Genomic DNA, 12,785 nt, shown 5'->3' with positions numbered 1-12,785 from the left:
TGAAGGAGTTTTATATTTTATAATTCATTTTTTTATAGAATAAAGAGTACTAATATTTTAAAGAAAAATATATGGCAGATGGCGAAAAGTTGATTCCTATCAACATTGAAGAACAAATGAAATCAGCATATATCGACTACTCAATGTCGGTAATTGTATCTAGAGCTTTACCGGATGTTCGTGACGGTTTAAAACCAGTACATCGTAGAGTTTTATTCGGAATGCATGAGTTAGGAATTAAAGCTACAGGAGCCTATAAAAAATCAGCTAGAGTTGTAGGAGAAGTACTGGGTAAATATCACCCACATGGAGATACTTCTGTTTATGATTCTATGGTTCGTATGGCTCAAGATTGGAATGTACGTTACTTAATGGTAGACGGTCAGGGAAACTTTGGATCAATTGACGGAGATAGCCCGGCAGCAATGCGTTATACTGAGGTGCGTATGCAAAAAATATCAGAAGAAATGTTATCTGATATTGAAAAAGAAACTGTTGATCATAAATTAAATTTTGACGATACTTTACAGGAACCTACAGTACTTCCTACTCGTATTCCTAACCTCTTAGTAAATGGAGCATCAGGTATTGCCGTTGGTATGGCTACTAACATGGCTCCGCACAACCTAACTGAGGTTATTAACGGTACTATTGCTTATATTGATAACAGAGATATTGAGATAGACGAGTTAATGCAGTATGTTACAGCACCTGACTTCCCTACCGGAGGAACTATTTATGGTTATGATGGAGTTCGTGATGCTTTTCATACAGGGCGTGGTCGTATTGTAATTAGAGGTAAAGCTTCTATTGAAGAAATCAAAGGTCGTGAGTGTATTATTGTTTCAGAAATACCTTATCAGGTAAATAAAGCTGAAATGATTAAAAAAACGGCAGATTTAGTTAATGAAAAGAAATTGGAAGGAATTTCCAGTATTCGTGACGAGTCTGACAGAAAAGGAATGCGTGTTGTTTACGTATTAAAGCGTGATGCTGTACCTAATATTGTTTTAAACAAGCTTTACAAGTATACTCCGCTACAAACTTCTTTTAGCGTTAACAATATTGCTTTAGTAAAAGGTCGTCCGGAACAATTAAACTTAAAACAGTTAATTCATTATTTTGTTGAACACCGTCATGAAGTAATTGTTCGAAGAACAGAATTTGAACTGAAAAAAGCAGAAGCGCGTGCTCATATTTTAGAAGGACTTATCATTGCTTCTGATAATATTGATGAAGTAATTGCTATCATTAGAGGTTCAGCTAATGCTGATGAGGCTCGTGAAAAGTTAATTGAACGATTTGAATTAACTGAAATTCAAGCCAGAGCTATTGTTGAAATGCGTTTACGTCAGTTAACAGGTCTGGAACAAGACAAGTTACGTGCTGAATATGATGAGATAATTAAAACAATTACTGATTTAAAAGATATACTTGCTAATGAGCCAAGACGCTACAGTATTATCAAAGAAGAATTAATTCAGGTTAAAGAGAAGTATGGTGATGAACGTCGTTCAGTAATTGAATATGCTGGTGGAGACATGCGTATTGAAGACATGATTCCTAACTCTCAAGTAGTTGTTACCATTTCTAATGCAGGTTATTTAAAAAGAACCAATTTAGACGAATATAAAGTTCAAAACAGAGGTGGTAGAGGTCAAAAAGGAGCTACTACTCGTAATGAGGACTTCCTTGAGCACTTATTTGTAGCTACAAACCACCAATATATGATGTTCTTTACTCAAAAAGGTAAAGTATTCTGGATGCGCGTTTATGAAGTTCCGGAAGGTGGTAAAAACACTAAAGGTAGAGCTATTCAAAACCTTATTAATATAGAACAAGATGATAAGGTAAAAGCCTTCTTAGTAACCGGTGATTTAAAAGATGAAGAATACATCAACAATCATTATGTTATTATGGCTACCAAAAAAGGACAAGTTAAGAAAACTCCGCTTGAGCAATACTCACGTCCAAGAGCTAATGGTATTAACGCCATAACGATTAAAGATGGTGATGAATTACTTGAAGCTAAATTAACTACCGGAGATAGCCAGGTTATGCTTGCTTTAAAATCAGGTAAAACCATTCGTTTTGAAGAAGAAAAAACAAGACCAATGGGTAGAACTGCATCCGGAGTAAGAGGTATTACACTTCAAAATGATCATGATGAAGTGGTTGGAATGGTTTCTGTTGATGATATGGAAAGTAATATTTTAGTAGTTTCTGAAAAAGGTTATGGTAAACGCTCTAAACTTGAAGACTACAGAATTACCAACCGTGGAGGTAAAGGTGTAAAAACATTAAATATTTCTGAAAAAACAGGTAATTTAGTAGCCATTAAAAATGTTGATGATTCTAACGATTTAATGATTATTAATAAATCAGGGCTTACTATCAGATTGGCCGTAGAAGATTTAAGAGTTATGGGACGTGCTACACAAGGAGTTCGTTTAATTAACATTAAAGATAACGATAGTATTGCCGCTGTAGCCAAAGTTATGCATGAAGAAGAAGACGAAAGCGAAAATGAAAATGGCACGGAAATTGAAAACACCAATAACGAGAACCAAGAACAACAATAAATAATAAACAAGAATGAAAAAACAGATTTTAGCTCTTTCATTAGGAGTAGCATCATTAGGTGCTTTTGCACAAAAAGCAGAACTTAAAGCTGCTGAGAAAGCTATTAAGAACCAAGATTTTAATGGAGCAATTTCATCTCTTTCTGCAGCAGAAAAGTTAATTGAAAATGCTGATGATAAATACAAATCAAAGTTTTATTTCCTAAAAGGTCAAGCGCATGCTTCTAAAATGGATTATAAAACAGCTGCAGATGCTTTTAATACTTTATTAGCTTTTGAAGAAAAAACAGGTAGCAATAAATACTCAGGTGATGCAGCTCCTATTTTGAATAAAATGATTCAAGATGTTTCTAACAAAGCTATTCAGTTATATAACGAGGGGAGTGATTATAAAGCCGCTGGTGAAAATTTCTATTTAACATATCAGTTAAGCCCAAGAGACACTTCTTTTGCTTACAATGCGGCCGTTGCTTACACGCAAGCGAAAGATTACGAAAAAGCTTTACAGTATTACAAAGAACTTAAAGATATAGGATATACTGGCATTGAAACTCAATACTTAGCAACTAATAAATTAACAGGTAAAGTAGAAAATTTAGGATCAAAATCTCAAAGAGATTTAATGGTTAAATCTAAGCAATATATAAAACCGGAAGATCAAAAATCAGAATCTAAAGCTTCTACAATTATTAAAAACATTGCCTTAATTTTAAAAGAACAAGGTAAAAATGAAGAGGCTATTGCAGCCATGGCTGAAGCTCGTAAATCAAACCCGAAAGACTTAAACCTTATCTTAAATGAAGCTCAATTATATATTGAGATGAAAAGAATGGACAAGTTTGGTGAGTTAATGCAAGAAGCTATTTCATTAGATCCGAACAACCCTACATTATACTATAATTTAGGTGTAGTAAATTTTAATCAAGGTAGAATTGACGATGCTAAGAAATATTACGAAAAAGCTATTGAATTAAAGCCAGATTATGCTGATGCTTACATGAACTTAGCTGTTTCTGTATTAGATAAAGACAAGGCGATTGTTGAAGAAATGAATAAGAATTTATCTAACTTTAAAAAGTATGATGAGTTAGCTTTAAAACAAAAAGAAGTTTACAAAGAAGCTTTACCATACTTAGAAAAAGCAGATAGCTTAAGCAGAAGTATAGATACTGTTAAAACTTTAATGAACATCTACGAAGTTTTAGAAATGTCTGACAAAGCAACTGAATATAGAAATCTATATAAAGAGATGAGATAAATTTCAAAAAGCTTAGTTTTTACTAAGCTTTTTTCTTTTAAAAGAAAAAAACAGGCTTTAATAAAGCCTGTTTTTTTTTATTGTAATTTCAAGTATTTACTAATTGAAATTTGTTTCCATTTGTAAATACCCTAAGAATTCTTTTTTCGTTTCTTTCTCTTTAAACTTTCCTCCAAACTCTGCTGTTACGGTACTACTCTCAATATCTTTAATACCTCGAGAGTTTACACATAAATGTTTAGCATCAATCACACAAGCTACATCATCAGTTCCTAAAGCCTCTTGCATTGCCTGAACTATTTGCATCGTTAAACGCTCTTGTACCTGAGGTCTTTTAGCAAAATACTCTACTATTCTATTCATTTTAGAAAGTCCAATTACTTTACCGTTAGAAATATAGGCTACGTGTGCTCTACCAACTATAGGTAGTAAATGGTGCTCGCAAGTAGAATAAACTACAATGTTTTTTTCTACTAACATTTCACCATAATTATAATTATTTTCAAAAGTAGAAGCGCTTGGCTTATTTGCCGGGTTTAACCCCATGAATAATTCATTTACAAAAGCCTTAGCCACTCTTTTAGGTGTTCCTTTTAAACTATCATCAGTTAAATCCATTCCTAGTGTTTCTAAAATATCCTTAACACTTTCCTGAATTCTTTCTATTTTTTCTTTGTCCGAAATATCAAAAGCATCTGCACGCAAAGGTGTTTTAGCTGAGGTTCCCACATGGTTCTCTCCTATTTCGTCAATTCTATCGTCGTTCATATTATTATTAAGTTCGAACATTATTTTAAAAAATTGATTTTGCAAAGATACGACAATCTAATATGTTATTGTATCAAATTAACTATTTCATTTATTGACAGTACATACTGCTCTCCGCTTTGCATATTCTTTACCGTAAATTTAGTATCTACTACCTCTGTAACCACATATTCAATATCTCTATTAGTTACATATTTCCATTGTTTCTTTTGTTGGTTATTACTTAACGCAACATCCGGATACAATTCTGTTTTGATATTATTTTCTCGTAACGCTTTTATCGCTTTTACTTTGGCTAAATTTTCGTTTTCGTTAAAGTTTAAAAACAACACTTTTGGCTTTGGTAACTCTACCGTTTCAAACAGTCCTAACTCTTCCATTACCAAATAAATTCTATCTAATCCAAAAGAGATTCCAACACCCGATACATCTTTCAAACCAAAAATACCGGTTAAATCGTCATATCTTCCTCCTCCGCCTATAGAGCCCATTTGTACTTCTTTAGGGGCTGCTACTTCATAAATAGCTCCTGTATAATAATTCAATCCTCGAGCTAAAGTAACATCTAGCTCTAACGTAGCCGTTGTTAATTCTAATTCGTCAATTGCTTTTACAATAAAACGCAACTCTTCAACTCCTTTTAATCCTTCTTCCGAAGCTTGTAACATAGTTTCTAAAGAAGCTAACTTAGCTGCATTAGAACCGGAAAAATTAAATAACGGATCTACTTTATCAATAGCTTCTTGAGTAATTCCTTTTGAAAGCATTTCGGTAACAACGCCTTCTTTTCCTATTTTATCCAGTTTATCTAACGCAACCGTAAAATCTATTAACTTATCTTTTGCTCCGATAACCTCAGCTATTCCTGATAGTATTTTACGATTATTAAGCTTGATAGTCGTTCCTGCTAATCCTAACTTACTAAAAACTGTATCATATAATTGCACAAACTCAACTTCTTGCCATAGAGAAGTACTTCCTACCACATCGGCATCACATTGATAAAACTCTCTGAAACGACCTTTTTGGGGTCTGTCTGCCCTCCATACCGGTTGTATTTGATAGCGCTTAAACGGAAAGGTAATTTCGTTTTGGTGTTGTACAACGTAACGGGCAAAAGGCACGGTTAGATCATAACGTAACGCTTTTTCTGAAATTTTAGGCGTTAATTTCTGACTGTTTTTTTCAGTTAAAATAGTTTCATCTACCTTACTCAAAAAATCTCCGGAATTTAAAATTTTAAAGATGAGCCTATCTCCTTCTTCACCATACTTTCCCATTAAGGTTTCAGAGTTTTCAAAACTTGGCGTTTCTATAGGTTGAAATCCAAAATTTTCAAACGAATGTTTTATCATAGAAAAAATATAGTTTCTTTTGGCTACTTCGGTTGATGAAAAATCTCTGGTTCCTTTTGGGATACTTGGTTTCATATTTTTTTTAATTACTTATTATCAATTACGAATTACGAATTATCAATTACGAATTATTAATTACGGATTCGTAATTAATAATTGAACTGGCAAATATCTGAATTAATTGGGAATTTAAGAAGTTTTATTTTTTCGTTTTAATTGATAAATAGTAGCATTCAATTCAAATCCGAGCAGTAGAATAATGGCGTTTAACCATACAAACAGCATCAAAATTAATAAGGTTCCGATAGAACCGTATAACTGGTTATACTGAGCAAATTTTACCACGTAAATTCCAAAAATATAAAAAGAAAACATAGATACTACGGTGGTTAGGATGGCTCCGGCAGAAAAGAAACGTATTTCTTTTCCTTGTTTGGTTCCGTAACGGAATAAAAGAGACACAATTGTAAAAATCATTAACAGGAATAAAAACCCTCTTCCGTAATAAAACAAATCCATATCGTTGGTATTGAACCATCCTTTCTCATTAATTTTTGACAAAGCTATTTGGTATAGAATTACAAAAACTACGGTAATAATTAAGAATAATGACATTAATAAAGAAACTCCTAACGAAATAATATAGGCTTTAACAATGTTTCGATATTCTTTTACATGATAGGAATATTCAAATCCGCCAAAAATGGCATTAACTCCGTTGGTCATTAAAAAAATAGAGGCTAAAAAACCAAAAGATAATAAACCTCCGTACTGATTGTTTAAAATATCATTTAAAACTCCGTCAACCGCATCAAAGGTTTTTGGAGGTAATACTTCCTGAATTAAAGAAAATAATCCGTCTTGAAAACCATCAATAGGAATGTACGGAATTAGGGTAAGTATAAATAGCAGAAACGGAAAAATAGCCATAAAAAAACTAAACGCAATTCCACCGGCTCTTGTGGTTAACGCTCCTCTGACAATTCCTGTTATGTACATTTCTAAAACATCGTATAAAGACATTCCTTCTAACCCGGGAACTTTTATTTCTTTAATTAGTTTTACAATGATGTTAACTACCGGAATTTTCTCTAGTTTTTCTTCTATTATTTTAGACATTTGTATGAGTCGTTTAAAACGTAACTATCTTTTTCATAAAACATACGTTTCTTTTTTACAAAGTACAGCTATGTTTTTTAACCTTTTAAGTATTAGCTATATTTACGATATAATTATTTTATATTTCTCTAATAAATTAACAACATTCTCTTTAGAAAAAGCAGCTCCCTGTACTTTATTTTTTTCTATATCAATACTAAAGTTTTCTGCTGTTGTAAAATTTGCCTGCTGCAAATTGGTGGTATCAAATATGGCTCCGTTCAAATCACAGTGGTCAAAGTTGGCATATTGCAAATCTGCCTCTGTAAAATCTACCTCTTGCATTTGACACTCTGTAAACTGAAATTTTTGCATGCTAAGCTGATAAAACGAACTAAAGTTTAGTTGACATCCGGTAAAATTCATGTTAAATAAAAAAGCATCTATTTCAAAAAACTTTACGCCTACTAACTTTGTTTGTCGGCAATGTACGTCTTTAAAACTACTGCCTTTAAATCGGGTATTACTTAAATTACATGCTATAAACTCACACTCTAAAAACTCTGATCCGATAATATGTAATCCTGAGAAATCACAATTTTTAAAAGTGCAAGATTCAAAGTCAGTTTTACTAAGTTGTTCACTTGTAAAACTGACTTTTTCAAATAGTTCATTGCTATAATAATTGTTCATGTAGTGAACTTCTTATTTTAACCCTCTTGCCTTAAGCATAGGTTCAGCTTTCGGATCTCTTCCGGTAAACGCTCTATACATTTCTGCGTAGTCCATAGTATTACCTTTAGAAAGTATTTGCTCACGGAATTTTTGTCCGTTTTCACGCGTTAACAATCCGTTATGCTTAAACCAATCGTACGCATCGTGGCTTAACATTTCTGTCCATAAATACGAATAGTATCCGGCTGCATACCCTCCGCTGAATATATGAGCAAAATAGGTTGAACGGTATCTTGGCGGAATTTCTGCCACGTTAAGTTTCATTTTAGCCAAGGCTTCTTCTTCAAATTTTGCTACATCTTCAACAGCGGTATCTGCCGAAATGGTGTGCCATTGCATATCTAAATTAGATGAACATAGGTTTTCTATAATTGAATATCCTTGATTAAAAGTTCCGGCATTTTTAATTTTTTGTAACAATGCTTCCGGAATTACCTCTCCGGTTTTATAATGAAGTGCATAGTTTTGTAATACTTCCGGATGCGTTGCCCAGTTTTCATTAAACTGTGACGGAAACTCTACAAAATCTCTGGCTACACTGGTTCCGGAAATAGACTCGTATTGTTGGTTTCCAAACAATCCGTGTAAGGCATGACCAAATTCATGAAACGTTGTTTCAACATTATCAAAGCTAATTAAAGCAGGTTCTCCTTCAGCCGGTTTTGTATAGTTACATACGTTATAAATTACCGGTTTTTGGTTACGTAATTTGGTTTGTTTTACAAAAGCACTCATCCATGCACCTCCTCTTTTGCTATCTCTTGCAAAATAATCTCCGTAAAACAATCCTAACGGAGTACCGTTTTCTTCAAAAATTTCATACACCACTACATCCGGATGATAGGTTGGTATATCGGTACGTTTTTTAAAGGTGATTCCGTATAACTTAGTAGCCGCATAAAAAACTCCTTTTTCTAACACATTGGTTAATTCAAAATATTGTTTAACCTCATCTTCGTTTAGGTTGTATTTTGATTTTCTTACTTTTTCAGCATAGTAGTTCCAATCGTAAGGTGCTAACGTAAAGTCTTTACCATCTTTGTTAATTTCTGCCTGAATTTCTTTAATTTCAGAAGCTGCTTTGTCAAGTGAGCCCGGTATTAAACCGTTAAACATTTCAAAAACCTTGTTCGGTGTTGAAGCCATGGTACCTTGTAAACTCCAGCTTGCATAGTTATCAAACCCTAAAATTTTCGCTTTTTTAGCGCGTAACGTTACCATTTTTTTTACCAATTCACTGGTGTTATATTCACCGACATCTGTTCTGTGAATTGATTTTTCAAACAACTCTTTTCTGGTTGCCCTGTCTTCTAAGGTTTGAAGTAATGGTTGCTGAGTGGTATTGATTAACTGAATTTCGTAAGTTCCTTCTTTTTCTAATGACTTTATTTTTTCTTCAGAAAGTCCTTTTAATTTCTCTTTGTCAGTAACCATTAACCCTCCTTTTTTGCTGGCATCTAATAGTTTTTTTCCAAAGTCATTAGATAAGCTTGCCAGCTCGGCATTAATTTCTTTCAGTTCTTTTTTCTTGTCTTCAGCTAAATTAGCTCCGGCTTTTACAAAGTTTTTGTAATACTCTTTTACTAAGTATTCAGACTCAGCATCAAGCTGTAAGGTTGCTAACTCATTATACACTGTTTTGATTCTTTCAAACAATTTAGTGTTTAATAAAATTTCATCACTGTGTTTAGAAAATTTAGGCGCTAACTCTTTTTCATTATCCTTTATAGTATCATTGGTATGAGCACTTGCTAAGGCATAAAAAACAGCGGTTGCCTGATCTAATAATTGATCACTTTCTTCTAAGGCTAAAATGGTATTTTTAAAAGTAGGTGCTTCTGTATTGTTAACTATTTTAGCTATTTCTTCATTCTGTACCTCCATTCCTTTTAGTATGGCCGGCATAAAATGTTTGTTTTTTATTTTGGTAAAATCCGGTGCTCCGTAATCTAAGGTGCTTTTCACCAATAACGGATTTTCTGTTGTATTCATGGTGGTTTCTTTTTTAGCTTCTTTCGTTTTAGTGTTACATGAAGTAATAAGCACTAAAGCGGTGGCTGCTATGACGTATTTTTTCATCTGTTTTTATTTATTGTTTTGATTGGTCAGTATAAACTTAGCTGTTTAAAATAAGCATGGTACTGTGTGCTTACTATTCTGAATTTGATGAGTACAACATCTCGATACAATTGTTCTTCCTTTACCTCAGAAAAACCACTTGATGTGACATTAAAACTCTGGTTAATACGTATTTTAAACAGGTTAAATTCATGGGTATAGTTGTTTTATTCTACTGCTTTTAAACTTAAATCCATATTGTATACCGAATGTGTTAAGGCGCCCGATGAAATAAAATCTACCCCACATTCTGCATACTCTCGTATGGTATGTTCATTAATACCTCCTGAAGATTCTGTTAAGCAAGCATCACCTATTAGCGCTACAGCCTTACGGGTATCTTCATAATTAAAGTTATCTATTAAAATTCTGTACACGCCTTCATTGGCTAAAATTTCTTTGATTTCTTCTAAATTACGCGCTTCTACAATAATTTTAATATCCAATCCTTTTTCTGCCAGGTACTTTTTTGTTTTGGTAATGGCTTGGGTAATTCCTCCGGCAAAATCAATATGATTATCTTTAATCATTACCATATCATATAAAGCAAAGCGATGATTTTCTCCTCCTCCTATTTTTACTGCCCATTTTTCAAGAGCTCTGATTCCCGGTGTGGTTTTACGAGTGTCTAATATTTTGGTATGGGTACCTTCTAACAAATCAACAAAAAAACGGGTTTTGGTTGCAATGGCACTCATACGCTGCATGGCGTTTAGTACCAATCGTTCTGCCTGTAGTATGGATTGCGATTTTCCGGATACATAAAAAACTACGTCTCCGTGTTGTACTCTGGCACCGTCTTCTAATAAAGTTTCTACCTTTAAATCTTTATCTACATAAGCAAATACTTGTTTGGCAAATTCTACCCCTGCTATAATCCCTTCATCTTTCACCAACAATTTTGCTTTTCCTTGCGCATCTGCCGGAATACAGGATAATGACGTATGGTCTCCGTCTCCTACATCTTCTCTTATGGCATTGGCAATAATTAGTGCTAACTCTTTATTAAATTGTTCTTTTGAAATCATAGTTTTGAATTGTTGACGTAAAAATACAACTATTTTTAGTTCTCTGTTTTGAGTTCTTTGTTTATTGTTCTGATAATTTTTACCGCGCCTTTGCTAACAAAATTCTACACCTTTTACAAAGGTGTTGTAATGTTGTTTATTTCCTACCTTCTTTTCTCTTCTTATTTCTTCTGCGCATTTTCTTGTTAAATTTTCTATGTCGTTTGTATTTACTACATTCGTTTTTTACAGTGTTAATTCCTATTAAAACAATGGTAGTTACTTATTTTTCCTTTTCTTTTTCTTTAGCGTTTTTATCATGGATGGTAGGATTGGTTTTTAATAGTTTTCTAAAGAAGAGTGATTGGTATTCTTCTAAGTTATCTCATTTGAATTTTATAAAAAAGAAGTCGGTAACTGTTTTAATTGGCTTAAAAGCTTTTAAATGGGTTGTAAAAAACACCTTTTTTAAATACTTAAATCAAAAGCTTAAGTTGAGTTATAAAGCCGGAATTATTGAGTTACGTGAACTACGAAAGGAAATGACTTTTTCTGAAATCAGCCATTTAATAGGTTTTGTTTTTATGTCTGTTTTTGTGGTTATAAAGTTACTTGACGGTAACTTTTTGTTTGCGGCCATTATTATGGTGGTTAACTTGTTTATGAATTTATACCCGTCTTTACTTCAGCAAGAAAACAAAAGGCGTATTGATGCTTTTATAAAAAGATTAACTCATTTAGCTTAATTGTTTAACTAATGCCGTTTTAATAGTTTTATTACGTACAACCTAAGTAGCTTTTTTTGTTCTTATAATCAGAAAAATTACTCGATGTGACATTCATAGAAGCTACTCGATTAATTTTTAATCTGGTATTAATCTAACTCAGGTATATAACCTTACTTTTACCATACTTAGCTACGCCGCACTCTTAATTAAAATACGTGCTTTTACGGAAAACTTTGAAACTTATTCTTTGATTTTTTATATTTTGCTTTCAAAAACCAACACGATTAAAAACGTAAAAGCCATAACGAAAATCAATCTTTTTCCAGGCTTATAACTACTTATATACTATGGCAATAAACTATCCTTTTGGTCTTCCGTTAAAGCATAATTTTGTTGAATTTGTGTACTATAACGGCTTATTCCTTCCGCATGAAACAGAAAGAATTCTGAGTTTATGGGACGACAATCAGAAAATTAAAGCTACGCTTAGCGGAACCGACAACCTGTATGATGATGAGTTACGAAAAAGCGATGTGATGTTTATTGAGAATACTCCGGAAAACGAATGGATATACAACCGATTGGCGGGGTTAGCTATTCAATGTAATAATGAGCGTTATTGGTTTGATTTATTGGGCTTTCATAACAATTTACAGTTGGCCAGCTACACGGAAGGTGATTTTTTTGATTGGCATTTAGACTTTGGGGCGGGAGAAATTTCAGACAGAAAGCTTAGTATTTCCATGCAATTATCAGATCCGGACGAATATGAGGGGGGTGATTTACAGTTTATGCTGAATCAAAAGATTGTAAATGCTCCGAGAGAAAAAGGTACCATCATTGTTTTTCCGTCATTTATCATGCATCGCGTTACTCCTATTACCAAAGGCATCCGTAAATCTATTGTAGGGTGGATTGCCGGACCTCCGTATAGATAAGGGACTAAGGAATTAGGGTATTAGGGATTAGTACGCTAGGGATTAGGATACTAGGAGTTAGGAGTTGGGATGTTAGGGCCTTTAGGTATTGGGTAATTTTAGCACGAACTCTTCCTGCGAGTCGCGGGAGCACTTTGTACTCACTACAGACCCTTCCTGCGAGTCGCGGGAGCACTTTGTACTCACTACAGACCCTTC

Annotated in this window: 10 protein-coding genes; 4 read left to right on the top strand and 6 right to left on the bottom strand. The window is 33.5% G+C overall.

Annotation, left to right across the window (positions count from 1 at the left end):
• Positions 1-71: 71 nt before the first annotated feature.
• Both gyrA and ACQY1Q_RS11800 read left to right on the top strand, forming a co-directional pair.
• The gene (gyrA, locus tag ACQY1Q_RS11805) at positions 72-2,582 is read left to right on the top strand and encodes a DNA gyrase subunit A (protein WP_431005528.1); all 2,511 of its coding nucleotides are present in this window, start codon (positions 72-74) and stop codon (positions 2,580-2,582) included.
• A gap of 13 nt (positions 2,583-2,595) precedes the next feature.
• A complete protein-coding gene (locus tag ACQY1Q_RS11800; RefSeq protein ID WP_431005527.1) occupies positions 2,596-3,840 on the top strand; it encodes a tetratricopeptide repeat protein in 1,245 nt (414 codons plus the stop codon).
• A 99-nt stretch (positions 3,841-3,939) separates the two neighbouring features.
• On the opposite strand, the gene folE is transcribed toward ACQY1Q_RS11800, so the two are convergent.
• From folE to nadC, 6 genes are all read right to left on the bottom strand, one after another.
• Entirely contained in the window at positions 3,940-4,629 is a 690-nt protein-coding gene (gene folE, locus ACQY1Q_RS11795) for a GTP cyclohydrolase I FolE (RefSeq protein ID WP_431005526.1), read from the bottom strand.
• Between the two features lie 44 nt (positions 4,630-4,673).
• Positions 4,674-6,038: a histidine--tRNA ligase gene (gene hisS / locus ACQY1Q_RS11790; protein WP_431005525.1), complete on the bottom strand. Its 1,365-nt coding sequence runs from the start codon at positions 6,036-6,038 to the stop codon at positions 4,674-4,676.
• A gap of 114 nt (positions 6,039-6,152) precedes the next feature.
• Positions 6,153-7,082, bottom strand: coding sequence for a YihY/virulence factor BrkB family protein (locus tag ACQY1Q_RS11785; RefSeq protein WP_431005524.1), 930 nt, complete (start codon positions 7,080-7,082; stop codon positions 6,153-6,155).
• Positions 7,083-7,184: 102 nt separating this feature from the next.
• Positions 7,185-7,754: a pentapeptide repeat-containing protein gene (locus ACQY1Q_RS11780; RefSeq protein ID WP_431005523.1), complete on the bottom strand. Its 570-nt coding sequence runs from the start codon at positions 7,752-7,754 to the stop codon at positions 7,185-7,187.
• Positions 7,755-7,766: 12 nt separating this feature from the next.
• Entirely contained in the window at positions 7,767-9,875 is a 2,109-nt protein-coding gene (locus ACQY1Q_RS11775; RefSeq protein WP_431005522.1) for a M3 family metallopeptidase, read from the bottom strand.
• 206 nt (positions 9,876-10,081) lie between these two features.
• On the bottom strand, positions 10,082-10,942 hold the full coding sequence (gene nadC, locus ACQY1Q_RS11770) for a carboxylating nicotinate-nucleotide diphosphorylase (RefSeq protein WP_431005521.1): 861 nt from the start codon (positions 10,940-10,942) through the stop codon (positions 10,082-10,084).
• A gap of 203 nt (positions 10,943-11,145) precedes the next feature.
• Here nadC and ACQY1Q_RS11765 point away from each other — a divergent pair, with 203 nt between their 5' ends.
• Together ACQY1Q_RS11765 and ACQY1Q_RS11760 are read left to right on the top strand one after the other, a co-directional pair.
• Positions 11,146-11,667 carry a hypothetical protein gene (locus ACQY1Q_RS11765; protein ID WP_431005520.1) on the top strand — a complete coding sequence of 174 codons (522 nt, stop codon included), beginning with the start codon at positions 11,146-11,148 and terminating at the stop codon, positions 11,665-11,667.
• Between the two features lie 329 nt (positions 11,668-11,996).
• Positions 11,997-12,587 carry a 2OG-Fe(II) oxygenase gene (locus tag ACQY1Q_RS11760; protein WP_431005519.1) on the top strand — a complete coding sequence of 197 codons (591 nt, stop codon included), beginning with the start codon at positions 11,997-11,999 and terminating at the stop codon, positions 12,585-12,587.
• The last annotated feature ends 198 nt before the right edge of the window (positions 12,588-12,785 follow it).

The sequence above is a fragment of the Tenacibaculum sp. TC6 genome (genome assembly GCF_050606265.1).
In the GTDB taxonomy this organism is placed as follows: Bacteria; Bacteroidota; Bacteroidia; order Flavobacteriales; family Flavobacteriaceae; genus Polaribacter.
This window is presented reverse-complemented; position numbering and strand designations above follow the sequence as displayed.

What these genes read in the sequence shown, in the direction of transcription:
- gyrA (WP_431005528.1), top strand. Translation starts at nt 72, where the DNA reads ATGGCAGATGGCGAAAAGTTGATTCCTATCAACATTGAAGAACAAATG.
- ACQY1Q_RS11800 (WP_431005527.1), top strand. Translation starts at nt 2,596, where the DNA reads ATGAAAAAACAGATTTTAGCTCTTTCATTAGGAGTAGCATCATTAGGT.
- folE (WP_431005526.1), bottom strand. Translation starts at nt 4,629, where the DNA reads ATGTTCGAACTTAATAATAATATGAACGACGATAGAATTGACGAAATA.
- hisS (WP_431005525.1), bottom strand. Translation starts at nt 6,038, where the DNA reads ATGAAACCAAGTATCCCAAAAGGAACCAGAGATTTTTCATCAACCGAA.
- ACQY1Q_RS11785 (WP_431005524.1), bottom strand. Translation starts at nt 7,082, where the DNA reads ATGTCTAAAATAATAGAAGAAAAACTAGAGAAAATTCCGGTAGTTAAC.
- ACQY1Q_RS11780 (WP_431005523.1), bottom strand. Translation starts at nt 7,754, where the DNA reads ATGAACAATTATTATAGCAATGAACTATTTGAAAAAGTCAGTTTTACA.
- ACQY1Q_RS11775 (WP_431005522.1), bottom strand. Translation starts at nt 9,875, where the DNA reads ATGAAAAAATACGTCATAGCAGCCACCGCTTTAGTGCTTATTACTTCA.
- nadC (WP_431005521.1), bottom strand. Translation starts at nt 10,942, where the DNA reads ATGATTTCAAAAGAACAATTTAATAAAGAGTTAGCACTAATTATTGCC.
- ACQY1Q_RS11760 (WP_431005519.1), top strand. Translation starts at nt 11,997, where the DNA reads ATGGCAATAAACTATCCTTTTGGTCTTCCGTTAAAGCATAATTTTGTT.